Source organism: Abiotrophia defectiva ATCC 49176, from assembly GCF_037041345.1.
GTDB lineage: Bacteria > Bacillota > Bacilli > Lactobacillales > Aerococcaceae > Abiotrophia.
On the sequence record NZ_CP146287.1, the window covers coordinates 1,845,462 to 1,870,415 of the forward strand.

25 protein-coding genes are annotated in these 24,954 nt (G+C 49.8%); 2 read left to right on the top strand and 23 right to left on the bottom strand.

Features of this window, described 5'->3' with window-relative positions:
• The first annotated feature begins 74 nt into the window (after window positions 1-74).
• Window positions 75-1,331 (top strand): MFS transporter, encoded by a 1,257-nt coding sequence (locus V7R82_RS08620; protein ID WP_338542570.1) that lies wholly within the window; start codon window positions 75-77, stop codon window positions 1,329-1,331.
• A gap of 87 nt (window positions 1,332-1,418) precedes the next feature.
• Here V7R82_RS08620 and ftsX read toward each other — a convergent pair whose 3' ends face one another.
• From ftsX to V7R82_RS08640, 4 genes are all read right to left on the bottom strand, one after another.
• Window positions 1,419-2,309: a permease-like cell division protein FtsX gene (gene ftsX, locus V7R82_RS08625; RefSeq protein WP_268442380.1), complete on the bottom strand. Its 891-nt coding sequence runs from the start codon at window positions 2,307-2,309 to the stop codon at window positions 1,419-1,421.
• Entirely contained in the window at window positions 2,296-2,982 is a 687-nt protein-coding gene (gene ftsE, locus V7R82_RS08630) for a cell division ATP-binding protein FtsE (protein ID WP_338542573.1), read from the bottom strand. Before ftsE ends, ftsX begins: the two co-directional genes overlap by 14 nt.
• Window positions 2,983-3,079: 97 nt before the next feature.
• Window positions 3,080-4,193 (bottom strand): peptide chain release factor 2 gene (gene prfB / locus V7R82_RS08635; RefSeq protein WP_291430385.1). Its coding sequence is split into 2 segments (ribosomal slippage): window positions 3,080-4,120 and window positions 4,122-4,193, totalling 1,113 coding nucleotides; the frame shifts between segments, so codons are not numbered across the junction.
• A 109-nt stretch (window positions 4,194-4,302) separates the two neighbouring features.
• On the bottom strand, window positions 4,303-4,665 hold the full coding sequence (locus V7R82_RS08640; RefSeq protein WP_306486233.1) for a MerR family transcriptional regulator: 363 nt from the start codon (window positions 4,663-4,665) through the stop codon (window positions 4,303-4,305).
• Between the two features lie 77 nt (window positions 4,666-4,742).
• On the opposite strand from V7R82_RS08640, the gene V7R82_RS08645 reads away from it, so the two are divergent.
• Entirely contained in the window at window positions 4,743-5,066 is a 324-nt protein-coding gene (locus tag V7R82_RS08645) for a hypothetical protein (protein ID WP_338542576.1), read from the top strand.
• Between the two features lie 42 nt (window positions 5,067-5,108).
• On the opposite strand, the gene V7R82_RS08650 is transcribed toward V7R82_RS08645, so the two are convergent.
• The 19 genes from V7R82_RS08650 to V7R82_RS08740 form a co-directional block, all read right to left on the bottom strand.
• Window positions 5,109-5,642 (bottom strand): DUF1697 domain-containing protein, encoded by a 534-nt coding sequence (locus V7R82_RS08650; protein WP_338542577.1) that lies wholly within the window; start codon window positions 5,640-5,642, stop codon window positions 5,109-5,111.
• A 117-nt stretch (window positions 5,643-5,759) separates the two neighbouring features.
• Window positions 5,760-6,509 (bottom strand): hypothetical protein, encoded by a 750-nt coding sequence (locus tag V7R82_RS08655; protein WP_338542578.1) that lies wholly within the window; start codon window positions 6,507-6,509, stop codon window positions 5,760-5,762.
• Window positions 6,510-6,719: 210 nt separating this feature from the next.
• The gene (locus V7R82_RS08660; protein WP_338542580.1) at window positions 6,720-9,050 is read right to left on the bottom strand and encodes a type II CAAX endopeptidase family protein; all 2,331 of its coding nucleotides are present in this window, start codon (window positions 9,048-9,050) and stop codon (window positions 6,720-6,722) included.
• Window positions 9,040-9,783: an ABC transporter ATP-binding protein gene (locus V7R82_RS08665; protein WP_291428251.1), complete on the bottom strand. Its 744-nt coding sequence runs from the start codon at window positions 9,781-9,783 to the stop codon at window positions 9,040-9,042. The genes V7R82_RS08660 and V7R82_RS08665 overlap by 11 nt, the downstream gene beginning before the upstream one ends.
• Window positions 9,784-9,807: 24 nt before the next feature.
• Entirely contained in the window at window positions 9,808-10,005 is a 198-nt protein-coding gene (locus tag V7R82_RS08670; protein WP_023391369.1) for a hypothetical protein, read from the bottom strand.
• Window positions 9,995-10,582, bottom strand: a complete 588-nt coding sequence (locus tag V7R82_RS08675; RefSeq protein ID WP_338542585.1) for a DUF3278 domain-containing protein — start codon at window positions 10,580-10,582, stop codon at window positions 9,995-9,997. The genes V7R82_RS08670 and V7R82_RS08675 overlap by 11 nt, the downstream gene beginning before the upstream one ends.
• Complete coding sequence (locus tag V7R82_RS08680) at window positions 10,560-10,775, bottom strand: helix-turn-helix transcriptional regulator (RefSeq protein ID WP_070756347.1); 216 nt, start codon at window positions 10,773-10,775, stop codon at window positions 10,560-10,562. Before V7R82_RS08680 ends, V7R82_RS08675 begins: the two co-directional genes overlap by 23 nt.
• Window positions 10,776-10,928: 153 nt before the next feature.
• The gene (secA, locus tag V7R82_RS08685; RefSeq protein WP_070756346.1) at window positions 10,929-13,316 is read right to left on the bottom strand and encodes a preprotein translocase subunit SecA; all 2,388 of its coding nucleotides are present in this window, start codon (window positions 13,314-13,316) and stop codon (window positions 10,929-10,931) included.
• Between the two features lie 230 nt (window positions 13,317-13,546).
• Window positions 13,547-14,107, bottom strand: a complete 561-nt coding sequence (gene hpf, locus V7R82_RS08690; RefSeq protein WP_035364003.1) for a ribosome hibernation-promoting factor, HPF/YfiA family — start codon at window positions 14,105-14,107, stop codon at window positions 13,547-13,549.
• 133 nt (window positions 14,108-14,240) lie between these two features.
• Window positions 14,241-15,005, bottom strand: coding sequence for a ComF family protein (locus V7R82_RS08695; RefSeq protein ID WP_338542589.1), 765 nt, complete (start codon window positions 15,003-15,005; stop codon window positions 14,241-14,243).
• Window positions 15,006-15,017: 12 nt separating this feature from the next.
• A complete protein-coding gene (locus tag V7R82_RS08700) occupies window positions 15,018-16,403 on the bottom strand; it encodes a DEAD/DEAH box helicase (protein WP_338542591.1) in 1,386 nt (461 codons plus the stop codon).
• A gap of 113 nt (window positions 16,404-16,516) precedes the next feature.
• A complete protein-coding gene (locus tag V7R82_RS08705) occupies window positions 16,517-18,157 on the bottom strand; it encodes a Na/Pi cotransporter family protein (RefSeq protein WP_338542593.1) in 1,641 nt (546 codons plus the stop codon).
• A gap of 141 nt (window positions 18,158-18,298) precedes the next feature.
• Entirely contained in the window at window positions 18,299-19,231 is a 933-nt protein-coding gene (locus V7R82_RS08710; protein ID WP_338542595.1) for a 2-dehydropantoate 2-reductase, read from the bottom strand.
• Window positions 19,232-19,253: 22 nt separating this feature from the next.
• Window positions 19,254-20,291, bottom strand: coding sequence for a PTS sugar transporter subunit IIC (locus V7R82_RS08715; protein ID WP_338542597.1), 1,038 nt, complete (start codon window positions 20,289-20,291; stop codon window positions 19,254-19,256).
• 137 nt (window positions 20,292-20,428) lie between these two features.
• Window positions 20,429-20,722: a membrane protein insertion efficiency factor YidD gene (gene yidD, locus V7R82_RS08720; protein WP_291428268.1), complete on the bottom strand. Its 294-nt coding sequence runs from the start codon at window positions 20,720-20,722 to the stop codon at window positions 20,429-20,431.
• Between the two features lie 4 nt (window positions 20,723-20,726).
• Window positions 20,727-21,341: a TVP38/TMEM64 family protein gene (locus tag V7R82_RS08725; RefSeq protein WP_268442403.1), complete on the bottom strand. Its 615-nt coding sequence runs from the start codon at window positions 21,339-21,341 to the stop codon at window positions 20,727-20,729.
• A gap of 182 nt (window positions 21,342-21,523) precedes the next feature.
• Window positions 21,524-22,618, bottom strand: a complete 1,095-nt coding sequence (locus V7R82_RS08730; RefSeq protein ID WP_314237255.1) for an aminopeptidase P family protein — start codon at window positions 22,616-22,618, stop codon at window positions 21,524-21,526.
• 109 nt (window positions 22,619-22,727) lie between these two features.
• Window positions 22,728-24,221 (bottom strand): amidase, encoded by a 1,494-nt coding sequence (locus V7R82_RS08735; RefSeq protein ID WP_314237256.1) that lies wholly within the window; start codon window positions 24,219-24,221, stop codon window positions 22,728-22,730.
• Window positions 24,208-24,921 (bottom strand): ABC transporter ATP-binding protein, encoded by a 714-nt coding sequence (locus tag V7R82_RS08740; protein WP_314237264.1) that lies wholly within the window; start codon window positions 24,919-24,921, stop codon window positions 24,208-24,210. Before V7R82_RS08740 ends, V7R82_RS08735 begins: the two co-directional genes overlap by 14 nt.
• Between the last annotated feature and the right edge of the window lie 33 nt (window positions 24,922-24,954).

A 24,954-nucleotide genomic window follows, 5' to 3' on the forward strand; every position in this document is an offset into this window, starting at 1 on the left:
TTTCAGTCCTAAGGCCGATGGCAGCCACCAGCTCCTATGTTAGACTAGAATCGATTAAGAAAGGAGTGATTCCTATGGAAGCTAGACTCACCCAAGCATCCAATAAACAACTCAGTAAACTGATCGTATCCAACCTAGCCGGTACGCTCGGATCGGCCATCCTAACCTTCGTCATCGGCTTGATTATCCTCAAGCACAGTGACTCAGCCCTCTACTTCGGCCTGTCCCAGGCAGTAGGACCAGTGGTTTCCCTACTACTGCTGCCCTTTACCGGTAGCCTCGTCGATAAATACAACAAACAACATATCATTGTTTGGGCACAAGGGCTCAGTATCCTAGCCTTGGGGCTCTTCGCCGGTTTTATCGCCACCACCCACCTAACTAGCAATCTGCTCATGGTCTTCCTGCTCTTGATTGCCCTCAAGATTTCCGACCAATTCCTGTCCACTGCTTCGATGGCAGCCGCTACCAACCTAGTTGTTGAGGAGCACGTCCATAAACTCAAGTCCATCGAACAAACCATTGGCGCTCTGTCTCAATTTATCGCGCCTATTGCTGGGGTTGCCCTCTATGCCATGCTACCCCTGGAATACCTAGTAGGGCTAGAGATTGTCTTAGAAGCCCTCGTCATTATCATTACTCTAACCCTTAACTTCCGCCTCGTTGCGCATCATCAGGCGGATGCCCAAGCCTCTCTCTTCAGCCTCTTCAAGGAAGGGCTGGACTTTATCAAGGCCCACAAGAAATTCCAACATACCGTGGCTCTCTTCATGTTCATTAACCTCCTGATTACAGGGGTTATCGTGGGTATGCCTTATGTCCAAGTCAAAGTCCTCAATTTCTCGGATTTTTATTATGGCATCTCAGAAGCCGCCCTCAGCCTAGGCTTTATCTTGGTGGGGATTTATCTCTCCACCCGCAAAGCGGTCTCTTACCCACTTCGGTTAGCCTGGAAATCCATCATGATCATAGGTGGTTTGATTACTCTGACGGGCGCTGTTCTCTTGCTACCCCTGTCGACAGATGCCTTCTTTGCCATCTTCCTTCTGATCAATCTAATCTTTGGTGGCTTCTCAACAGCCATTAACATTCCTATGATGACCTGGATCACTCAGGTAGTACCGACTCACTATCAAGGCCGGATTTTCAATATTGTTACGACCACTTCCCAACTCCTAACACCCCTCGGGATGGTGGCCTTCTCCATCGGCTTTGACTACTTGCCAGCTAGCCTGCTCTTCCTCTTATGCGGCGCCATTATGGTAGGCGTGACCGCCTACTGGCCTCGCTTCTACAAGGTCAACATCTTAAGCAACCAATTAGAAGACTAACATCAACTAAGCCTCAGCCACTAGCCAAGCTAGTGGCTTTTTTTCATATTAAAAAGGACTGGAAACATCTTCCAGTCCTTTAGGCTCTTATATGTCTAAGAAACGACGGATTGAGCGGCCTGCCCCTAGGCGACCTAAGACAATCCCAATCACCAGGAGTCCTGCTCCTACATAGGCCAGAATTGGCATGGTGGCTACCAGCTGGAGATTAGCTAGTCCTAAGAATCCAGGCAAGTAGCTATGGGCTCCTTCATAGATGCCATACAAGGCACCAAAGGCCAGAAGACCCGAAATCAAACCAATATAGGCCCCTTCATATTTGAAAGGCGCGCGAATGTAGCGCTTGGTTGCCCCTACTAGGCGCATAATCTCGATTTCTGTGCGGCGGGCCAAAATAGTCAGACGAATGGTGTTAGACACCAGGAGTACCGCAAAGACGACGAAGATAGAGGCCAGTACGGCTAGGACAATCCGCACAGCATTGATGTTGCCCAGAATGGTCTCAACGTCTGTGGAACCATAATTGGCAGCTTCTACCTTGGCTAGCTTACGAATATCCTGGGCCACCTTATCTAGGTTCTCACCCTTATCCACTGAGACTACATAAACGTTATTGAGGGGGTTCTTGTCCCCTTCGATGACATCGAAGTCAGAGGTGATCGTCTTCTTGTAGTGCTCTAGTTCCTCATCCTTGCTGCGATAGACCACATCCGTGACGTGCTCCAGGCCTTGGATCTGCGTCTTGAGTGTGGCTTCTTCTTCTTCTGTCGCAATGCGGTCAATCAGCACCCGTACTTGGAAGGTCTGTTCGATATTCCGCGTCGCTTCATTAATGTTAGTCCAAATTAGGACGAAGCTCCCAATCATAATCAAGGTTAAGGTCATGGTGAAGATGGACACCAAGGTCATGAGCCCGTTACGGAAGAGGTTACGGAAACCGTCGCGAATATGACGGAAGAAACTTCTAATGGCTCTCATGGTAATCCCCCTTCCGGTCATCGCGGACAATCCGGCCACCTTCTAGCACCACTACTCGGTGTTGGAAGTGGTCCACCAGGGTATCGTTATGGGTCCCCATCAAAATGGTAGTTCCCCGGCGATGAATGGATTCTAGGACACGATGAATACCCATGGCTGTCTCAGGGTCCAAGTTACCAGTTGGCTCATCCGCAATCAAGATAGCTGGCCGGTTGGCAATAGCCCGAGCAATGGCCACCCGTTGTTGTTCCCCACCTGATAATTGATTTGGATAGGATTTGGCCTTATGGGATAAGCCCACTAATTCTAAAACTTCCTTAACCCGGGCTTTAATAGTCCGGCCACTCTCGCCCGTTACCTCTAGGGCATAGGCGATATTTTCGTAGACGTTCAATTTAGGCAGCAACTTGAAGTCTTGGAAGACTACCCCTACCGTCCGGCGCAAATGTGGCACTTGCCGATCCTTGAGCTTGTTGAGGTTAAAGTCCCCTACTCGGATAGTCCCCCGGGTCTGCATTTCTTCACGATAAAGTAACTTCATCAGGGTTGACTTACCGGAGCCACTTGGCCCAATCAAGTAGACAAACTCCCCTTTGTCAATGAAGAGGTTGATGTCGCGTAGGGCAATGGTCCCCTTGTCATATTGTTTGCTGACACGTTGTAATTGAATCATCTGGTCACCTTCTTTCTCTTTCTTTTTCTAAAATTGGTCACTCTAAGTCTACCACATTCCCTCGTCCACTGGGTCACAAGGAGATGTCAATTGTGTATCAGGAGGCTGAATCGCCCATTTGCCATTTGAGATAGGCATCGATAAAACCGTTGAGGTCGCCGTCCATGACGGCCCCGGTATTGCCGACTTCGTAACTAGTCCGGTGATCCTTAACCATGGCGTAAGGGTGGAAGACATAGGAGCGAATCTGTGACCCCCAGGCAATGTCTTTCTGCTCCCCTTTGAGAGCCGCTAATTCCTTAGCCTTGTTCTCTTCCTCTAATTGGTAGAGCTTGGCTTTGAGCATGGCCATGGCTAAATCCCGGTTCTGGAACTGGGAACGCTGGGACTGGCTCTGGGTTACAATGCCGGTCGGAATATGGGTAATCCGGATGGCAGAGGAGGTCTTGTTAATATGCTGACCCCCAGCCCCTGAGGCCCGATAGGTATCAATCCGCAAATCATCGGGGTTGATGTCAATCTCAATGGTATCATCCAACATAGGCGTCACTTCTACCGAAGCAAAGGATGTATGACGCCGGCTGTTGGAGTCAAAAGGCGAAATCCGCACCAAACGGTGTACCCCTTTCTCTGACTTGAGGTAGCCATAGGCATTGTGGCCTTCGATTTCCAAAGTCACACTCTTAATACCTGCTTCTTCCCCGTCTTGATAATCCAAGACCGTTACCTTGAAACCCTGCTTATCCGCCCAGCGCTGGTACATACGCAAGAGCATACTGCCCCAGTCCTGGGACTCGGTCCCGCCGGCCCCTGGATGAATTTCCAGAATGGCATTATTGGCATCATGAGGTCCCGATAGGAGCAACTTCATCTCGTAGGCATCCAGGTCCGCTTGGACTTGGGCCACTTGACCTTCCGCTTCGGCCAAGATATCGGCATCTTCTGTCTCTTCATAGAGTTCAAGGGCCACTTCAATATCGGCCACGCCTTCTTCCAAGGCATGAATAGTCGAGTAAGTCTCCTTAGCTAAGTTAAGTTGGCTGATAATTTTCTGAGCCTTTTCATTATCATCCCAGAAATCAGGCGCCGACATCTGATGTTCGTAGTCGGCAATATCTGCTTCTAAAGCCTCTAAGTCAAAGAGACCCCCTGAAGCTAGCTAATTGGTTATTGGCTTTGTCAATGAATTGACGAATTTCATATAATTCCATAATCAACGCTCCTTCGTTTAGTCAATCACCTTATTGTACCACGCAAAACCTAGTGGGACAATGGTAAAAGGCCCTACCAGGGGGCCTATGACTTGAATTGTGCCTAGTTTTAAACTTCTAAGCGCTGACGCAACTGGTCGGCCAAAGCGCCCAAGGAAGCCCGGCGACGGTCCAAGTCAGCTTGTTGGCGGTCTAAATCTGCTAGCTCTTCCTCCACAACCGCCAAATTCTCCCGCCATTGGATCTCAGTTCCACAAGCCGTCTCATGCAATTCCTTAATGCGTTTAATGGCTTTGACTGATAAACCTAGGGCTCGCAGTTCCAAAATATTAGTCAAAGCCGCCTCATGTTCAGGCAACCACTGATACTTGCCGGCCACCTTTTCAGGCAGCACGAGACCCTCTTCAATATAGAATCTCAGGGTGTCGCGACTGACCTGGTATTTGGCTTCAATCTGTCCCGTCTGCAACATTTTTGGGTTCCTCCTCTTGACAGGGGCTTAGCCCCTCAGGTTTTACTAGAGATAGTAACCTACAAGGAGGTCCTATCATGAAAATTATCTTACTAACGCTTTTAGTCCTCTATGCCCTAGCCATGCTAAGCGCCAGTCTTTATAGCCGGCGCCCCGGTCTGGCTTGGCTGACCGGACTTAATGTCTTCTGCGCCTTGGGCCTTATGACAACCAGCTTAGCAGCTTGCTTGGGTTGGCTGTCGCACGGGCCTGCCTTTTGGGGGCTAGGACTTGCCTTGCTCAGCCTCATGGTCTGCGCCCCACTCAACGGCTATTATCTATTCGGCCGCATCCAAGCACGTCATCTCCTCATTCGTGGCGGCTTATCTCTAATCCTCTGGCTAGCCTACTGGCTAAGCTAAGCAAAAGAGCCGACCTTAGGGGTCCGGCTCTTCTTTTTGGTCTTAACCTAGCAAGTCCCGCATTTTATCGAAGGTCTTGCCATTGCGGATAGTAATCTGCGGGTAGAAGTCCTCCTTGAGCAAGTACTTGTGGTAGGAGGTCTTGAGGTATTCACTTTCCGTGTATTTGCCCCAGAAGACCGCCCGGTCGCCAAAATGAACCACTTCATCGTGTAGGGGCATGGCCTGAATGCGAGCCTTCATATGCTCATAATCCACCTGATCGGTGTAGAAGAGGACGTCGCGACGCGCCAAGGGCTCCTGCCACCAGTCCGGTACTTGTGCGGCATCTGCCAAGTAGGCATCGCGACTTAAGACCACATGATAAATGGTAAAAGGATAAGTCGCCAACATATCGCCAATCTTAGCCTTGATGCGTTCCAGAGGCTCCTCCGTCTCGAAAAAGGCATTCCCACTATTAATGTAGGTAGTGACTGCTTCATAACCCAAAGCCTCAATCTGAGCTCTAAGTTCACTCATAACCACCTTGTTCTTGCCACCAACATTAATTCCACGAAGTAATAAAAGGTATTTCATAAATTTCAAGTCACTCCCTATCTGGCTCCTATTATAGCATAATTAAATACTTGGAACCCTATGATATGCGCATAAAACCCCGCTCCTAGTTTGAGGAGCGGGGTCCTATGATTTAAGCTATTTTGCCCAATTGGCTACTAGGAACTGGATGGTATAGAGATAATCCTCGTGCTGAAGGGTAAGAGTAGTCACAAATCTTGTTTCAACGCGACCATACATCTCCCAAGGCACCTCTGTCACTTCTAGGTCAAGAAATTGCGTGCCTTCTATTCTGTCTCGTTTTTCTTTCTTGACACTTAAGATCTGTAATAACTCTAATCGATGCAAGTCACCTTCAGGGCTAACCAGGCTCAGATGGACCTCATCCCCAAAAAGGCGTCCCTCAATATTAGTCAGCTTAAAATCCTTAGTGAATAGAGGTGCCAAACTTTCCTTGAAACGCTGGGTGTCTTTGGATTCAATGGGATTGGTTGGCGGGCAATGTCTCAGTTCATCCTCTGCTTGATGTGTTTGTACCTCGATTTGTAAATCCCTTGCCTTCCCGTAAAAGTTGAGAAAGGAATGGGTGCCATTAAAAGCATATTGCCCGTCTATGGGGTCATCCACTAGGAACCAATGGTGGAAATAGCCAGGGGCAACCATAGTGCGTACATAAGGCTCTCTCGGGGTCCGATCATCTCCCCAGCCGGTCCACTCTAAATTATCGATGTCGATGATGGCATAATGTGTGACTCGGTTATCAAATTCATCCACCCAATAATCAATCCGAGATAAAAAGTTACTAGCACGCCAATCTATAATATTAGAATCGTAACCATAATACTGGTCAACATATGCTTGTAAATTCTCTGTTTTAATTGAAAACACCTCCCCATGGTGTATGAGCCGTTGACAGCTAGCTTTTGATATACCACATTTTATGTGCAAAAAATCACCGTTTAGTCACATTGTAAGGGTTTCCTATCGAAAAATCAAGCAACTTTTCAAATACGCCACGCCAAACTGAGGTTCTTATCTCATCCTAACACTAAGCATAGAAAAAACCTCGCTCCTAAGGCTCAGGAGCGAGGTTGTCTCTTATTGCAGTTGCAAGATACCATAATACATTAGGAGCTGTATGACACTTACAAATAGGTTATTCCCAATATGGAGGGCGATGGAATCGATTAGCTGATTCCGGCGTCGGAAGCTGAGGTAGAGCCCTAGGCTCATACCTCCATAAAGTAACCACTCGAAGAGTGTACTAGATCCATGCATGTAGCCGAATAGGGCTGAGGATACCAAAGCGGCAAACCAACCAAAATGACCGTTGAGACAGAAGAGTTTCTTGAAGTATCCGCGGAAAACGAGTTCTTCACTAATCGGCCCAATGACCGAGATGAAGAAATAAGCAATCCATAGGCTTGGCTCTGTTGCTACTCCTAACATACCGCCTAAGGCCGCATCATTTCCCGTCATTTCTTGAGAGGAATGCATTGCTCCGTAAAGGAGTGAAATCGCTATTCTCATAGCAATAGTAGATAAAATTGAAATCCCCAAATCTTTCCACCCAAATTGGAATTTTTCCCCAGAATGCTTATAGTAGAGCCAAAGGAAAACAGAAACGAAGATAATTCCCCCTACTAAGGTTCCAAGCATGAAGATTGTTTGCTGATTGCCCAAAATAGATACTAAGAAATTAAAAGCTAGGTTCTGAGGGAGTAAACCCACATTGAGAATTACTCCCATCAGAGCAATGGCTAGCGGCCAATATAGCCATTTCCGACCTATTGACCCTTCTGCCTCGACACCGCGAACTTGGATAGCAAGTCGATGCCAAGCAACCAAGGCCACCATCCCACATACACCCAAGAGGGCAATACTTAAGTCTAGGGCGTGAACATAGCCGGTTTCCTCAGGCAGATTCATCAAGAGCACATACTCTCCCACGACCAGACCAATGGTTACAATATAACCCAACAGCATCAGCATGCTCCGCACCCAGGTACTGCCTCGACTATAGAGTTCGGAGACATTAGACCATTGGGTGACAGGCTCCAGATAATCCTTACTGTAGGACCAACTAGACCAAGCCAGGCTGACCACCAGCCAGGTTAAGATTAGGCAGCCGATGACCCACCACTCCATGCCTAAGAAGAGGCAGAGGCCAATCAATATGGCCAGCGCTAGCGGGCTTTGCAGACCAACTAATAACCAGAATTTTTTCTTGAGATAGCCCATTAAATCCATTGGCAGGGTCTTGATATAGGCCAGATTGTCCCTTTCCAGGGAATGGCCCATCATGGCTAGGCCACCATAGCCGGCGTTAAAGCCAGCAATAAAGATTACTAGGAGCATGAGGGGCGCTAGGTAGTGAGCTTGCACCAATTCCGTTAGCAGTTCTGGTTTTTCTGACAAGCCCCCTAGAATGGCTATCAGGAAGATATAAGGGAAAATGCTACTCATCAGGATGGCCTGCATGAGCACCGAGCCCTCGCTTACCAGACGCCAAACGTAGGTTTTAACCCAGGCTAGACGCCCTTGGCTACCAAAATGATAGATGCGACTCTTGCGCTGACCTATGCCGGATTGGCTGGAAGTTGTCAGGGCCGCTTCGTAAAATTGCGGCACTACTTGAAGCCGCAAGAGGATTTGGAGCGCCACTAAGACGGCTAGCCAAGGTAAGAGCCCCAGCCAGGCTCCCATTTGTCCTGGATTCATCACCAGTTCATAGAAAGGCATAAAAATCTGTGCTATGCCAGATAGATTACTAAAATCCTCCCGACTGCCATTGATTTGGAAGACCGCCCAGAAGGTGATAATCATCACCAAAGCCATAAGCAAATTGGAGGCTAGTTGCTTATGTTGACGGAAAACAGAAGTTTTGGTCAAATAATGAGCCAGCACAATCAACAAGGAAATGATGGTGGCCAGAATCAGACTAAAGCCTAGCAAGGCTAGCGGCAAGGTCAAGACCAACAAGCCGGGACTCTGAATGGCTAAGAGAATAAAGTAGCAGAGGACTGGTAGGATGGTAAAGAGAATGACCATCAGAGCTGACAAGAGCTTGGCCAGCATAATTTCGCCTTCGGAATAGGCATAAGGCCGGTAAGCTTGTAGGTCGCCACTTTCATAGAAGACATTGTAGAAGGTCATAAAGCCCTGTCCCAGCATCATGAGCACGAAGACGGAAACAATCACCGTAAATCGCATGGGTGCCCCAGCCAGTTGGAAGAAGCCATTCATAAAGCAAAAGAGAAAGACATACATTGCCCCTACCAGTAGGTACTGGCGGATGAGAATCATGGGTACGTCTAGCTTCTTATTAGGGTTAGCTGCCTGTCTTTGGCGATAACGCACGAGGGCACCAGCCTGCCCGGCATAGAGGATATTGACCCGCATCAATTGCCATATCATTTTAAGACGCATGAGACTCGCCTTCTTCCTTACGCCCTGCCAAATTCAAATAGATGGCTTCCAGGCTTTGGTCGGGATGTTCCGCCTTGAGTTCCGCCACGGTCCCATAGAAGATTAATTCCCCCTTCTTAAGGATGGCCAGGCGGTCACAGAGCTGCTCGGCTACTTCTAGCACGTGGGTAGAAAAGAGAACCGTTTTGCCCTTATCGGCATGGGCCCGCATGAGTTGCTTGAGATCAAAAGCAGCCTGAGGATCCAAACCGGTCATAGGTTCATCGAGCACCCAAATATCAGGGTCAGACAAGAGAGCTCCAATGACGAAAACTTTCTGCCGCATACCGTGCGAGAAGGTCTCAATGACTTCATAACGGTGGTCGGCAAAATCAAAGAGACCAAGCAGATCTACTAGTCGATTTTCATAATCCTGCTTGTTTAGGCCATAAGAGGCAGCCACCAAGTCCCAGAATTCCTGAGCCGTCAGGCGTAGGAAGAGGTCTGGTGAATCGGCTACATAGCCAATCTTTTGCTTGATTCTTAGCCGGTTGCTAGCCAAGTCTAAGCCATCGACTAGGATTTTGCCTGCAGTCGGGTTAATAACAGATACCAGGGATTTGATGGTAGTGGATTTACCGGCCCCATTATGGCCGATTAGGCCGACAATTTGGCCTTCTTGGATGCTAAGGTTGAGATTTTTGAGGGCTTGAGTGGCCCCGTAAGTTTTAGAGACGTCTTGGAATTCAATCATGGGAATTACCTCCTAATCTGCTGATTACTTCTTATTTTTTCTCTGTTGCCAATAAACAAATACGAAGAAACTAAGGCCTAGAATGAGGCCAATGCTAATTCGCAGGGTCGAATCCATCTGAATGAGGGATTCCTGCCAGTAGCCCATGCCACGAGACAGGGCGATGGCAATCAAGCCCATACCTGCCAGAATGGCGAGCCATCTTAGATAGTTAGTTTTCATGGTCATCCTCCTCTTGACTCGACTCTAGGTCTTCTTCTAGGCCAGCTTGGCCATCTCGCAAGCGCCGACGTCCTACCGTGTAGGTCACAATCCCGAAGAAGACTCCTCCTAAGGCATTAATGATAATGTAGCGCCACTGGGTCAGATGAGCCATGCCATCTTCCCCCAAGAGGGCTCCAATGGCTGCCAGGGAAAAGTGCATCCAAACAGCGAAGAAAATCCCGGCTTTTATGGCCGACCAGACTAAGTCTTTGAGGGCTTGCTGGACCTTGTTAGGTTCGACTTCTAAGGCATCTAGCTTAAGGCGATGAACCTTGGTCGCCACATAGGTGTTGAGTCCTAGTAGAACCAAGAGATTACATCCAAGCATGCCCCAAAAGGCCCACTCGGGTTGGAAATACCAGACAAAATAAGCTACGACGTTTGCCAAGCCAAGATAGGGCAGCAAGATCAGATAGGCCTTGTTGCCAATCTTATTGATTTCGGCCATGCGATATTCGTCTAAGTTCTGTACCCCGTAAAAGCGGCGGATCCAGTTCTCCCAACTAAATTTCTTATACTTGTGTGGTTGATTCATGCAATTCGGCCTCCCAGAATAAGGTATTCAAATCTGTCTCGAGCGCATAGGCTAGTTTGAGGCAGAGATCCAAGGATGGATTGTACTTGTCATTTTCGATTAGATTAATGGTTTGTCGGGCGACCCCAACCTCTTTGGCTAGGGCTAATTGTGAGAGTTTCCGGCTCTGACGTAATTCTCGCACGCGGTTCATAGCACGCCTTCTTTCTTATGTGTCACATATATGTTACACATAGTATAGTCCTTTTGGGAGAGGATGTCAACTATATATGACACTTTTTTTGAAGTTAGGCCAAACAAGCAAAAAAATCCCATTATATCATATATGATATAATGGGATTTTTGATTATGCGTTAACTTGTTCGCGCTCCAAGTTTTGACGGATTTGTGACTTCATAATGAAGCGTGTCACGTCAAACTCGATTTCAGCAATCATTTCTTGGAAACGTTCGTAACCTTCCGTTTGGTATTCAGTTAATGGGTTGGTTTGAGCGTAAGCCCGTAAGCCGACCCCTTGTCGTAGGTGATCCATCATGTCGATGTGATCTGTCCACTTGCTGTCTACCACACGTAGGATAATCACTTTCTCGAATTCCAAGACTTGTTCTGGGCCATAGAGCATGTCCAACTTGCTTTGGAAGACCTTCATAGCTGTGCCGTAGAGGGTTTCTACTAATTCCTTAGCAGATTTGCCTTCTAGGTCTTGAAGGGTCAATTGTTCTGGGTTGACTAGGTTAGCGTGGGCGTAGTCTAAGAGGCCACGGTAGTTCCAGTCTTTCTTGTCGCCTTCAGTCACGGCTTCCACTTCACGGATAATGGTACGTTTGATCATGCCTTTGACTGCGTCAGTTAAGTTGTCTGTTTCGTTGATAACTTGTTGACGTTGGCTATAGATAACTTCACGTTGCTCACGCATTACTTCGTCATATTCCAAGACGTTCTTACGTGTATCGTAGTTGTTCCCTTCGACGCGTTTTTGCGCAGATTCTACTTGGCGGGAGAGGAAACGACTGGTAATAGCCATATCTTCCATCTCTTCATCCGTCACATTGAGACGTTCCCACATAGCTTTGATTCGGTCAGAACCGAAACGACGCATGAGGTCATCTTCTAGAGATAGGTAGAATTGGGAAGCACCTGGGTCCCCTTGACGACCTGAACGACCACGGAGCTGGTTATCAATACGACGAGATTCGTGACGTTCAGTCCCGATCACGCAGAGACCACCTAATTCCTTAACACCGTGCCCTAACTTAATGTCAGTACCACGACCGGCCATGTTGGTCGCGATGGTAACGGCGCCACGTTGGCCCGCTTGCATAACGATTTCGGCTTCCTTGAAGTGGTTCTTAGCGTTGAGGACTTCGTGAGGAATGCCTTCCTTGGTCAAGAGATTAGACAGGTATTCTGAGGTTTCAACGGCAACCGTACCAACCAAGATTGGTTGGCCCTTGCTGTGGCGTTCCTTAATGTCAGCCACCACTGCCTTGAATTTAGATTTAAGACTTGGATAGAGTTGGTCTGGCGCATCCACCCGTTGTACTGGGCGGTTGGTTGGGATTACGACCACGTTCATGCCATAGATTTCGCGGAATTCTTCTTCCTCGGTCTTGGCCGTCCCGGTCATCCCTGACAACTTCTCATACATACGGAAGTAGTTTTGGAAGGTGATAGTCGCCATAGTCTTAGACTCGTCTTCGATTTCAACATTTTCCTTAGCTTCGATAGCTTGGTGGAGACCGTCAGAGTAACGACGACCGTCCATGATACGACCCGTAAATGGATCGACAATCTTAACCTTGCCTTCGTCAACTACGTAGTCGATGTCGTGCAACATAATGTAGTTGGCACGCAAAGCTTGGTCAATATGGTGAACCAAGACAGAGTTGTTGACATCGTAGAGGTTTTCCAGACGGAAGACACGTTCAGCCTTGTCAACCCCTTGGTCAGTCAGGGCGATGGTCTTAGAAGTCAAGTCAATGGTGTAGTCTTCTTCAGCCTTCAAGCCTTTTGCAAAGTAGTCTGCCCGGGTGTAGAGGGCGGTTGATTTCTCAGCTTGACCAGAGATAATCAGTGGCGTACGCGCTTCATCGACTAAGATGGAGTCCACTTCATCGACTACCGCAAAATGCAATGGACGTTGTACCATTTGCTCCTTGTAAACCACCATGTTATCACGGAGGTAGTCAAAGCCTAATTCGTTGTTAGTAGAATAAGTGATGTCACAGTTGTAAGCTTCACGCTTCTCAGCAGATGACATGCTGTTGAGGTTAAGCCCGACAGTCAAGCCTAGGAACTCGTAGACAGCCCCCATTTCCTTGGAGTCACGAGTTGCTAAGTATTCGTTAACGGTCACGACGTGAACCCCTTTGCCAGTTAGGGCATTGAGGTATACCGGCATGGTTTCGGTCAAGGTTTTCCCTTCCCCGGTACGCATTTCGGCAATGTTACCGCCATGAATGACAATCCCACCTTGGATTTGGACGCGGTATGGGAAGAGACCCAAGACACGACGGTCCGCTTCACGCACAACAGCGAAAGCTTCTACCAAGAGGTCGTCTAATTTAGTACCTGCTTCCAGGCGTTTCTTAAATTCAGCCGTTTGGGCGCGTAATTCTTCATCGCTCATGGCCTTGTATTTGTCTTCTAACGCCATGACTTGGTCGGCAATACGACCTGTCCGGCGCAATTCTGCTTTATCGTTTTCAACGAGGTTTCTTAGAAAATTAGCCATTAATAATCTCCTTTGTTTATCTACATCATAAGTTATGCCTAATGCATCTATTCTATTATAGCAGAATCCGTGCAGAATTTGAATGTTTTTATACTAAAAAATGAAAAAAAGCCCGGTTGGGCTTCTTTCCTGCAAGGATTGGATCTAGCGCTCTAAATAATAGCCCGTCAGTATCCAGCCAAACAAGAAAGGCGAGACCAGGGTCTCGCCTTTTCATAATCAACTTTAGCTTAGAGTTCTGCCGTCTCAATCAAGCCATAGCGGCCATCTTTACGACGATAGACAATGCTGAATTCTTCTGTTTCTGCGTCTGTGTAGACGAAGAAGTCATGGCCCAGCATGTTCATTTGTAATACCGCTTCTTCGCTGCTCATTGGTTTGAGGCTAATGCGTTTTGACCGCACGATATCTAGCTCAGGTTCTTCGCTAGCAGGTTCACTTGCCTGATTGAGGAGCGCATCATAAGCCCCTGCATCACCATGAACTTCGCGATATTTACGGTGAATTTTTGTTTTATGTTTACGCACTTGGCGTTCGAGTTTATCCACCACCAGGTCAATACTTGCATATAAATCTGGGTTGGTTTCTTCCGCACGCAACACTAGGAAGGAGAGCGGAATGGTCACTTCGGCTTTAGCTGTCTTGTCGGGATATACCTTGAGGTTAACATAAGCCGTCGCATCTGGGGCATTGTCGAAGAAACGCTCTAACTTGCTGACTTTCTTCTCTGCATAGTCACGGATGGCTTTGGTCACTTCAATATTTTCTCCGCGTACATTATAGTTAAACATAACCGAATCCCTCATTTCTGTTGGTGATTAATAGGGTTAATCCCGGGATCTTAATCCTATTGTCAAGCAGTTTATCTTCTGCTTATGTTTATTATAGCATACCCATCCTAAGATTGAAAGCGGAAACACCCAATTATTTTTCTGCACGCCCTTCACGGAATAAAGAAAAGGAATAGAGGGGGATTTGCCGAATTTTTGCTACAGGATACAACAAGGATTTGGCCCGCAAGAGGGTGCTTCCAGTTGTGTAAACATCATCAAATAGCCACCATTCGCCCCTAGGCAAGTGTGCTAATACTTCTTCCTTAAGTACAAAAACTTGGCCTAGCGCTAGGCGTTGCTGACGGCTCTTACTAGCTTGCTTGACCCCGTCCCCCACATAGTCAAAAGGACAAGCCACCTTCAAGCCCGCCACTTCTAAGAGCTGTTGCGTGGCGTGAAATTGGCGTTGGGCCAAACTGGCTGGCGACGAAGGCAATACCAACCACTGGGCCTTTGGATTTTGATTTGCAAAGGCCCTCAAGCGCTGAGCAGGGGCCTGGGCCTGGCGAATATCTCCTAAGTATTTGTAGCTGTGGAGCCACTGGCGCAGGGCTCCTTGATAGGGACAGAGGGCCTGGTGATGGACTAAGTCGATGGGATAGTGGCTGAGCCAGGCCTGACATTCTTGGCAATAGGCATGTTGATCCTGCCAGATAGCCACGGCATGATAGGGATCCTGGGCCTCCTGGGACAAGGCCCGACCACAGCCCCAGCAAATGACCTGGCCTTCAATCTTAGTCTGCCAGAGGTCTTGGCAGGTGCGACAGAGAACTGACTCAGGCAAGGGACCCCAAGTTAGGTAGTCCCAGATGGCCGGCCCCTGATGGCAGGCTTCTTGGCACATGATACACTTCAAACTTTCCACCTCCTAGTTGACCCGCAAGAGCCCGCGCGCCTGAGCCGTCTGATTGAGGGCGCCAAGTTGCTGGATGGCCTGACGCATGGCAAGACTTTGCCCCTGATGCAACCACCAAAGAGCCCCTGTCGGCTGGTCGGCGCTTCGCCCTACCCGACCACTCATTTGCATGAGACTGGCTCGCGTATAAAGCTCATCATCTGCTCCCAGAATACAGACCTGGCAATGGGGCAGGGTCACCCCCCGCTCTAGAATGGTCGTGGTCACTAATAAATCTAGCTTGCCTTGTCTTAGCGCCATGATCTTGTCCTGGCGCTTGGGGTCACTGGCATGAACTGAAGTTAGCGCCAGACTAGGCAACAAGGGTTTCAAGAGCTTGGCACAGGCCTGGGCCTGGGGAATATGGGGCACAAAGAGTAATTTGGGGCCATCTAGATGGCCGAAGCGCTGCAAAATCTGCTTAAGCGGCCGAATCAAGCGACCGGCTGCCAAGCCCTTAGGCCAGTCCCCTACCCACTGCAACTGCGGCAGGGGCAAAGGATGTCCATGATAACGAGCCGGCAGTTGGTGGCAGACCAAGCTCCCCGCCTCCCAGTCAGACATGAGCCGGTCATCCGGTGTGGCGGTCAGATAAACTAATAAACCTCCCGGCTTAAGTGCCCGTGCCACTGCCTCATGCAAGGCACGAGAATCCACATAGGGAAAGGCATCTACCTCATCCACAATCAGGCAGTCAAAGGCCTGATAAGCACGTAGCAGTTGGTGGGTTGTCGCCAGTGTCAGCGGCTTGAGCTCATAGCTATCCTGGCTCCCCCCATAGAGAACCTGACAGTCTAATCCAGCAAAGGCTGCCTTAACCCGAGGCGCTAACTCTAAGCAGACATCAATTCGGGGCGAAGCCAGACAGACTCGACCACCATCCATGAGCACCTGCTCCAAGAGAGGAAAAACCAACTCGGTCTTGCCGGCGCCGGTGACCGCCCAAACTAATTGAGGTCGCCGTTCCTGGCCCCGCCAAGCTGCGACTAGCTTCTGGGCAATTTCAGCCTGACTTGGGGTCAATTCCCCCTGCCAAGTCAGCGGAGACTGGCTCAGGGGCCTTCCCGCTGGAGCTGGCTGACAATAAAGTCGTTGACCCGACATGACGCGGCCCAGAGATAGGCAGTCCAGGCAATAAGTCCTAGGCTGACCGTCCAGCCCCTGGAAGGTCCAAAACTGACGCGGATCCTGGTTACCACAACGGCCGCAGACCCAGGGCGGTCCCGTCAGGGCAGGCTTTGAAGGCAGACTAGCTAGCCAAGTTTCCAGCTTTTGTCCCCTAGCTTCCGTCGCCTTCCACACTTCTTGAACTTCTGCCTGGGTTAAACAGCGACCTGCTAGATAATCCTGAACTTGCATTTCTATCCCTCCCTCTATAAATACCCAAAAGAGGGAGCCTTGGCACTTTTTTCCTTCTAACATTTTGATGACAAAACAAAAAGACTAGAACCTTAGGTCCTAGCCTTGATAGTTTAGTCTTGTTGTTCAACGAATTTCCAACTTGGGTGGATGGTGTTCATTTCTTGTGCGATGTTGAGACAGTGGTCGCCAATGCGCTCGAAGTCGGTCAGAATCTTAGCAAAGTGTACGCTGTTGCTAGTCCCACAGACCTTGCTCTTCAGCCGTTGAATTTGCATGCGTTCGAAGGTTTCGTAGGCTTGGTCGATTAATTGTTCCTGGTTGTTGACTTCTTCCAGGTTATCACCTACGGTCTCCTTGAGCTGGTCTAAGATTTCTAGGGCCAAGCGTGACATGGTAGTCAATTCTTCCCGCGCTTCTTCAGACAGGTCGTGCTTGCTGTCATGAATTAGGAGCAGACGCTCCATAATGTTAGTGGCGTGGTCGCCTAGCCGCTCCAGGTCAGAGGCAATCTTGACATATTCACCACTCTGCAAGTTCGCGTCATGAGTCAGAGACATGGCCGCATATTGAACAATCTGTTGGTTGAGCTCGTCGATATCTTGCTCGCGACTCTTTAATTCCGCTACCTTGTCTTCAATCTCGGACGCATTATAGAGGCTGAAAGCCAAGGCCACATTTTGACGTACCAGGCCTAACATATTCATGACTTCCTTGTAGAGTTGTGCCCCCATCATAGTGGTTAAACCGACATGGTATTCTTGATTAAAGATATTGAAATCTAAGTGATGCACCACACTTGGTGTTGGTGCTTCTGGTAAGATTGGCAAGAAGACATAAGTCAGACGCACCAATTGAGCCCCGAATGGCAAGAGTAGGAAGGTAGTCACCACGTTGAAGATAGTATGAACGTTGGCGATTTGGACTGGGACATTGCCTGGCGTCAGGCCTTCCATCCAGTGAACAAATGGTGTTGTCATACTAATAGCCACGAAGATGACCGTCCCAATGACGTTAAATAAGAGGTGGATTAAGGTTGCCCGTTTGGCATTGCGCTCGGAACCAATCGAAGCCAGAATGGCGGTAATACAGGTCCCGATATTTTGCCCGAAGAGGACATAAATGGCACTTGGCAAGGTGACCACGCCACTGAGGGCCAAGGTCTGCAAAATCCCGACAGAGGCTGAACTAGACTGAATCACCGCGGTAAAGATAGCCCCGACGGCAATCCCCAGCAATGGATTCTCGAATTTAGCCAAGAGGCCAGTAAATTCTGGCATATAACGGAGCGGCTCCATGGATTGGGACATGTGTTCCAAGCCCATGAAGAGCATCCCAAGCCCAATCAGGACTTGGCCCGCAGCTGCGGAGCGCCCTTTGGCTGCAAACATAGCTAAGAGAACCCCAGCGAAGAGAATAAGCGGCGCATAGGCCGAGAAATTCAAGGCAATCAACTGCCCGGTAATGGTGGTCCCGATATTGGCCCCCATGATAATCCAGACCGCGCTTTTGAGGTCCATTAAACCTGAGTTAACGAACCCAATGGCCATAACTGTGGTCGCGGAAGAAGATTGAGTCAAGGCAGCGACTAAGGCACCGACCCCTACCCCGATGAAGCGGTTAGCGGTCAATTTCTCCAGAATCTGCTTGAGACGACTGCCGGCAGCCGTTTCTAGCCCTTGAGACATGAGGGTCATCCCGAAGAGGAAGAGCCCCAAACCACCCAAGAGGCCGAAAATATTCGTTAATGCCATGTGATAATTCCCTTTCTTTCAATAGACACGATGATTTCAACTAACTATAGTATAGCAAGACTTATAAGGAAAAAAAAGAAGAAATTAAGAGCGACACAATGAAGTGTCGCTTACTCCACAAGCAAACGACACTTTCTGTCTTTATTGGGCACCCAAGAGTAATTCCTTCATATGAACGAGTTGGGTGATGGTGCGGTTGACAGGTGTTGGGATGCCAGCAGCTTCACCAATTCGGGTTACGGCGCCGTTGATATAATCTACCTCAGTCAAACGACGGTTGATTATCAAATCTTGGTACATGGAGGCATGGTGCTCACGAATCTTAAGGGAAGCAGAAATAATGAATTGCGTCAGTTCTGCTGAGTCAAATTCCACTCCTTGGGTTGCGGCTACCGCTGTAAATTCCTGGGCAATGGCAGACACTAATTCTTCTGTATAAGGATTGTCGAAGAAACCACCCAGGTCGCATTCCAACAAGGCAGTTGGCGCGTTGCCGCAGGCGTTGACGCAGGCTTTGCGCCAAATGGCTGCCTTGACATTTTCGCTGTAGCTAGCTTGCAAGCCCGACGCATCTAAGGCCGCCACAATGGCTTGGGTCTTAGCACGAGCACTTGGTGTATCGACAAAGTTTTGCAGGGATAGGCTCCCGACGCCATGCAGTACTGCTCGGCCTGGGCCGTCTAAAGCGGCCGACCAAATGGTAGAGCCCATGACTAGGTTCTCTTCGGCCACATATTGCTTCATGACTAACTCGTGGCCTAATCCATTGAGTAGGCAGACCACCGCGGTGTCAGGTCCGAAGACCGGTTGAATGGCTGATAACATGTCCGCCAACTGCATGGCCTTGGTGAAGACGATGACCACGTCCACTTGTTGGGTCACTTCTTCAGGATAGTAGATAGGGAATTGCTCCACCACTTCCTGGCCATTCCAGTCGACATGCAGACCATTTTGGCGGATGGCTTCAATATGAGCCGGCCAGCGATCGATTAAGATAACCTCCTGGCCACTTTGTTTAAGTTGATAGGCAAAACGGCAGCCCATAGCGCCGGAACCAGCAATTGCAAATTTCATAGTTTTGTCTCCTTTTCTTGAATTAGATGGTAATACGATAGTTTTCTGGGTCAATCCAGCCCAGACGGGTGACGAAGAGGTAGTCGCTAGCGAAGCCCAAAACAATTGGGGCCACAACGAAGAGTAAGACTGTTACTAGGCCATTCCCGGCTGTCCAACCCACGATATTGAGGTGGTTGACGGGACCTACTAAACCACTGAGGCCAAAGCCTGCTGATAGCGGCGTCCCCTGAATATAGAAGACGGAGGCCAAGAGTCCCATAATGCCTGCATTGAGACAGATTGGTAACAAGAGTTTAGGATGGCTGATAATGTTAGGCATGGACAACTTAGGCGAGCCGATGAAGTGGGCGATACAGGTCCCCAGGGAGTTAACGCGACGCCCCGCAATGGCCAAGGCGAAACCACAAGCCACGATCCCTAGGTTGGCCGCCCCTGAACCGACGCCCGTCAAGGAAATGGCAATCCCGATGCCGACAGAGGAAATTGGCGATACAATAATCAAGGCGAAAATAATGGCTAGACAGATGCAGAGCGTGGTTTGCTCTAAGGTCAAGAGATGGGCGATAAATTCCCCAATCTTACCGGTAATGAGGATAAAGTATGGATAGAGCACACGGCCCAAGCCACCGGCCACAATGACGGTTAAGGTTGGAATGACCAGAATGGCGTAAGCCCCCACCAGTGGTCGCAAGAATTGAATGACCGCTACTGCCAGACCGGCCGTCACACACATGGTGATAATGTCCCCCGTCCCCTTAAGCTGCAGGCCAGACTCTAGGAATTGAAGGGAACCACCTGCCAACATGGTGGTCATGCCGACCGTGATGGTCTCTAGGGGATTGAAGGCGAAACGAATGGCAACCGCCACCCCGATCGCAAAGCCAACAAAAGTATTGGTGGCACTGACAATCTGGGTCATGAAGGCCAAGGCAGGGAAACTTGGCGTTAGGGCCTTGAAGAGTTCTCCTAGGAGAGCCCCGGGAATCAAGGCAGCGATGACGCCTAGGGCGGAGCCATTTAAGACATTCATCAGGAAGGATTTGAAGGATTTCATCATAGGATTCCCTCGCTTTCATCAAGTTTACAAGTACTAGTATACCCTAAGCTAGACCACAAAAAAAGAGGCAGGTCCCATAAACCCACTCAGACACAAAAATAAGCTAGGCCCCGGAGGTCCTAGCTTAATATTTCAACTTAGTGATGGTGGTGACAACAACCCTTGGGATGGGGCTTGGGGCTGCCATCTGCTAGGGTTGAGCGTCTTAAGGTAAAGTAGTCCGGCACCGGGTCCTTGCCCCCTGCCACAAAAGGATGGCAGCGACTTATCCGCGCCAAGCCCATGATGAGGCCTTTGAAGGCGCCGTGTTTTTCAATGGCATGGATTGTATAGGTGGAACAGGTCGGACTATAACGGCAACTAGGCGGGAAGAGTGGCGATAGGGCCAACTGATAGAAACGCACTAGCTTAATGAAGAGCCAACGAAACATCCTATCACCCCTTCTGGAGGAAGGTCCGGAAGAGCCACTGAATGATCTCACTGGACAGGAAGGTGAAGAAGAAGAGGGAAGCCGGCCGGTAGAGCAGTACCATCTTGACGAATTCTTTGAAGGTGATGTTGGACATACCAGTAATCATACAGAAGATATCGTCTGGGAAAATGGGTGCCACGAAGCCGATTTTAAGTAGGCGACGGAAACCTGGGCCATCATTCATTTTGGCGATATAGTGGTCGTATTGCTTGTCTGACAAGAAGGCCTTGATGAAACTAGATCCGAAGCGTTTGCCTAGGAAGAAGTTAATGCAGGAACCGATGACCATGCCCGTACAGTTGAGCAGGAAGCCACCAAAGTGACCATAGATCACGTCACCAATGACATTGTGTAGGCCACCAGGAATAATGGGATAAATTGTCTGGGAAATTTGTAATAAGAGGAAGAGTAAGGGACCGAATATCCCCATACTTTTAAGCAGTTCTCCAAAGCCTCCGCCTTCCTTAAAATAAGGCGAACTGGCAATAAAGACTGAGCCCGTAACGGTCAGAATCAAACCCACTACAGTGAGAATTTGAATCAGTTTCCGTTTTTTCTCGAGCGATAGCTTGCTCATAGCGTCTACTCCTTTAAGTCATGTCTCACGGTTGTCCCTTAGACAGACCGTCAACAAGTCTACTATACACTAAAAATAGCATGATGTCAGTAATGTTAACTTTTTTTTAGGATTTGATGTCAAAGTACTGACTCCCCTAAACAAAAAGTGCCAGAGCTAACGGTGCTCTGGCTACTCGACTATTAGAATTTCAAGTGTGGTTCTACTACAATCAGGTCCTTGCTGACTTGGTTGAGGACTTGGCAACCGGTCTCTGTCACCAAGACTAAGTCTTCAATCCGCACCCCTACCTTGCCTTGCAGGTAGATACCTGGCTCGATAGAGAAGATTTGGCCGACTTGGGCCTGAGCTTGGTTGAACTCGGAAACGTCCCCTGCTTCGTGGACTTCCCGCCCGATGAAGTGGCCGGTCCGATGGGTGAAGTATTCCCCGTACCCAGCCTCCTCAATGACCTGGCGCGCTGCCCGGTCAATGCTGGCCAAGGTCACACCTGGACGGACTGCCTTAATGGCCGCTTCTTGGGCCTGACGCACGGTCTCATAGACTCGCCGCGACTCCTCATCCGGCTCCCCGTAGAAGACGGTCCGGGTCATATCCGAACAGTAGCCCTTGTAAGAAGAGCCGATGTCAATTACCACTGAATCACCCGGTTGAGGGCGGTCGTCATTAGTTTCGTGGTGGGGATCCGCCCCATTGGCCCCGTAGGCAATAATGGGTTCGAAGGAGAAACCTTGGCAACCCAAACGCTGATAGATGCCAGCCAATTCGCTAACCATTTCAGATTCTGGCAAGCCATCCGCCACCAAGTTAATGAGGGCTAGGGTGGCCTGATCATTAAGGGCAGAAGCCTCTTGCATGAGTTCTTGCTCCTCAGGTGACTTGATGGCCCGCAGGTCATCCACCAAATAAGCAGCATTCACAGGCTGCAAATCTTGGCGGACCGTCATCAGATCCAAGAGAAAATGACTTGGCCAAACCTTATCAATCCCCGTTTTACCGGGCGCCAGACTTTGGGCCAACCAACTGATAACTGGCTCCCCATCACGGTAGGTCATCACTTCTATGTCGTGCTCCAAGCCACTCGCTAGCGGGAATAGTTGGTTGAGATAGAGTTGATGACGACCGTCAGCTGCTACCTTGAGCAGTAAGAGCCGCTCTCCCGGCTGGGTCTCATAGCCAATCAAATAAGCAATACTTGACGGATCCGTCACTAATTGTTGGGCAATCCCTGCTGCCTTGAGGCCCTGAACTAGGGCTTCTAATCGTTCAGCTTGCATGTATACGCGCTCCCTTCTTCTTTCCCTTCTATTATAACACAGGGATTTGCTGGGACCCAAGACAAAGCCATAAGAAAAGGCTGGGAACTCGTCCCAGCCTCGGTGCTGTCTATTCGATAATTTCTGTCTCTAGGACACCTGCTGCTTCAAAGGCAGCCGCCAACTGGCAGAGGACCCGTTCCTGGCCCTTGCCGGCCCATAGCTGGACACCCAGTGGAAGGCCTTCTGACGATTTGCCCAGAGGCAACATGATGGCCGGTTGACCAGCCAGGTTCTGGAGGAAGGTCCAAGGCGTGTAAGCCCAACTATCCTGCCAACGCTCCATAATGAGATCGGTGCGAGCTTCTTTGGCTAAGCCCTCCTGATTCAAGAGGCGCTGAGCCATCTCCGCCGAAGCCGCAAAGCTCCCATGCAGGGGCGCCGGCCCGTTGGTCCCAGGCGTCAAAAGTATATCATAGTCCTGGAAGAAATTCTCCAAATCAGCCGCTAGCTGATCCCAACGGCCCAGCAGCTGGCTGTAATCGGCAGCATCCCAAGGCAAGCCGGCCTGGTAGATGCCCCAGGTCATTGGCTCCATATCGTCTGGCGTCAAGGCACGACCCAGACTAGCCTCAAATCCTCGCATCATGGCAACCGTCTCAACAGCATTCATGGTGGTATAATCACGCGCCGCCGCTATGACATCCACTGGGAAGTCAACTGCGACGAGCTCATGACCCATGCCTGCCAATCGTTCTACCGTCTGGCGCAACAAGTTAGCCACATCTAAGCGAACTTGAGGTGTTAGGGGCGAATCCAGCAGATAGGCGATTCTGAGCGGACGCTGAGGCAAGGTCAGGGGCCCAGGACTTAAGCGCGGCACCATGTAAGGTGCGGCCCACTGTTCCACCTGCAGCCCCTCCAATAAGGTCCAGGTATCCCGGACCGACTTGGTTAAAGCAAAATGTACCGATGCCCCCTGCCAGCCCCGGTAGCCATCTGGGCCAACTGGCACCCGGCCACGGGAAGGCTTGAGGCCAATCAGGCCACAGAAGCTGGCGGGAATCCGGATAGAACCCCCGCCGTCACTAGCCGTGACGATTGGCACCATACCAGCCTTGAGCGCAGCCGCCGCCCCACCACTGGACCCACCCGCGTTACGGGTTAGATCCCCAGGATAGCTGACTGCTCCGGTAAACTGGGCATCGCTAATATTCTTAAAGCCAAATTCCGGCACATTGGTCCGGCCTACCACGATAAAGCCCAAAGCCTGGATGCGTTCTACGAAATAAGAAGTCTGGTTGGCTACATAGTCGGCCATAAGCTGGGCGCCCGCATAGGAAGGCTCACCAGCTTGGAGTTGGCCCAAGTCCTTGAGTAGAATAGGCACCCCAAAGAAGGCAGGTAATTCCTGACGTTCTAACTCTGACAACTGACTCCAGAGCTGGTCATGCGCCTGGGCTTGGGCCCGCGCACTCTCGGCTTGGACATGGGCCACTGCATGTAGGCTAGGATTGAGGGCCTGGATATTTTCGAGGGCCCAGTCCACCAATTGGCTGGCCGTCAAACGACCGGCCTTGACTTCTTGCGCATAGTAAGTCGCATCTTGCTTAAATAAGGGCATCTTCTGGCAGCACTCCTTTGGCTAAATCATCGAGTAGTTGGCGTTTGTAATGAAGAAATTCTGGACTAAAGCCAATGGCTTCAAAGTCTGACTTATCCAGTTGAATGTCGTGGACAGCTTGCAGGGTCCCTGGCTTGCCGCCCATAACATAGACCTTGTCAGACAAGATCAGGGCTTCATCCACATCGTGGGTGATGAGCAAGGTTGACCAGCCCATCTGCTGCTTGTATTGAAGGAACCACTGATGCAGCTGGCGTCGGGTCACCGCGTCCAAGGCACCAAAGGCCTCATCCAAGAGGACCCATTGACGCTTGAAGCAGGCAGTCCGCAGGAAGGCTGCCCGCTGGCGCATCCCCCCTGACAGGGACTTAGGATAGTGTTGGGCCCAAGTCGCTAGCTTGAATTCTTCCAGTAGCTGCTTGGCCTCAGCGCGGGCCTGGGACTTCTTGACACCAGACACCACTAGGGGCAGGGCCACATTGTCTACTAGGGTCAGGTGCTCGAAAAGCATGTCCTTTTGCAGCATGTAGCTGACCTGACCGGGTTCCAGAGGCTGTCCCCCCAAGCTGATAGAGCCCGATTGGACCGGCAAGATACCGGCAATTAAATTAAAGAGGGTGGTCTTACCGACCCCGCTTCGACCCAGGATAGCCACGGTTTGGCCCGCTGCCACCTGAAGATTCACATCTTGGATGACCATTTGCTGGTCGTAGCCGTAGGCTAAGTCCCGAAT

Coding starts and splice junctions, on each gene's coding strand:
- V7R82_RS08620 (WP_338542570.1), top strand. CDS start 75: ATGGAAGCTAGACTCACCCAAGCATCCAATAAACAACTCAGTAAACTG.
- ftsX (WP_268442380.1), bottom strand. CDS start 2,309: ATGAGAGCCATTAGAAGTTTCTTCCGTCATATTCGCGACGGTTTCCGT.
- ftsE (WP_338542573.1), bottom strand. CDS start 2,982: ATGATTCAATTACAACGTGTCAGCAAACAATATGACAAGGGGACCATT.
- V7R82_RS08640 (WP_306486233.1), bottom strand. CDS start 4,665: ATGTTGCAGACGGGACAGATTGAAGCCAAATACCAGGTCAGTCGCGAC.
- V7R82_RS08645 (WP_338542576.1), top strand. CDS start 4,743: ATGAAAATTATCTTACTAACGCTTTTAGTCCTCTATGCCCTAGCCATG.
- V7R82_RS08650 (WP_338542577.1), bottom strand. CDS start 5,642: ATGAAATACCTTTTATTACTTCGTGGAATTAATGTTGGTGGCAAGAAC.
- V7R82_RS08660 (WP_338542580.1), bottom strand. CDS start 9,050: ATGCGTCTTAAAATGATATGGCAATTGATGCGGGTCAATATCCTCTAT.
- V7R82_RS08665 (WP_291428251.1), bottom strand. CDS start 9,783: ATGATTGAATTCCAAGACGTCTCTAAAACTTACGGGGCCACTCAAGCC.
- V7R82_RS08670 (WP_023391369.1), bottom strand. CDS start 10,005: ATGAAAACTAACTATCTAAGATGGCTCGCCATTCTGGCAGGTATGGGC.
- V7R82_RS08675 (WP_338542585.1), bottom strand. CDS start 10,582: ATGAATCAACCACACAAGTATAAGAAATTTAGTTGGGAGAACTGGATC.
- V7R82_RS08680 (WP_070756347.1), bottom strand. CDS start 10,775: ATGAACCGCGTGCGAGAATTACGTCAGAGCCGGAAACTCTCACAATTA.
- secA (WP_070756346.1), bottom strand. CDS start 13,316: ATGGCTAATTTTCTAAGAAACCTCGTTGAAAACGATAAAGCAGAATTG.
- hpf (WP_035364003.1), bottom strand. CDS start 14,107: ATGTTTAACTATAATGTACGCGGAGAAAATATTGAAGTGACCAAAGCC.
- V7R82_RS08700 (WP_338542591.1), bottom strand. CDS start 16,403: ATGCAAGTTCAGGATTATCTAGCAGGTCGCTGTTTAACCCAGGCAGAA.
- V7R82_RS08705 (WP_338542593.1), bottom strand. CDS start 18,157: ATGGCATTAACGAATATTTTCGGCCTCTTGGGTGGTTTGGGGCTCTTC.
- V7R82_RS08710 (WP_338542595.1), bottom strand. CDS start 19,231: ATGAAATTTGCAATTGCTGGTTCCGGCGCTATGGGCTGCCGTTTTGCC.
- V7R82_RS08715 (WP_338542597.1), bottom strand. CDS start 20,291: ATGATGAAATCCTTCAAATCCTTCCTGATGAATGTCTTAAATGGCTCC.
- yidD (WP_291428268.1), bottom strand. CDS start 20,722: ATGTTTCGTTGGCTCTTCATTAAGCTAGTGCGTTTCTATCAGTTGGCC.
- V7R82_RS08725 (WP_268442403.1), bottom strand. CDS start 21,341: ATGAGCAAGCTATCGCTCGAGAAAAAACGGAAACTGATTCAAATTCTC.
- V7R82_RS08730 (WP_314237255.1), bottom strand. CDS start 22,618: ATGCAAGCTGAACGATTAGAAGCCCTAGTTCAGGGCCTCAAGGCAGCA.
- V7R82_RS08735 (WP_314237256.1), bottom strand. CDS start 24,221: ATGCCCTTATTTAAGCAAGATGCGACTTACTATGCGCAAGAAGTCAAG.
- V7R82_RS08740 (WP_314237264.1), bottom strand. CDS start 24,921: ATGGTCATCCAAGATGTGAATCTTCAGGTGGCAGCGGGCCAAACCGTG.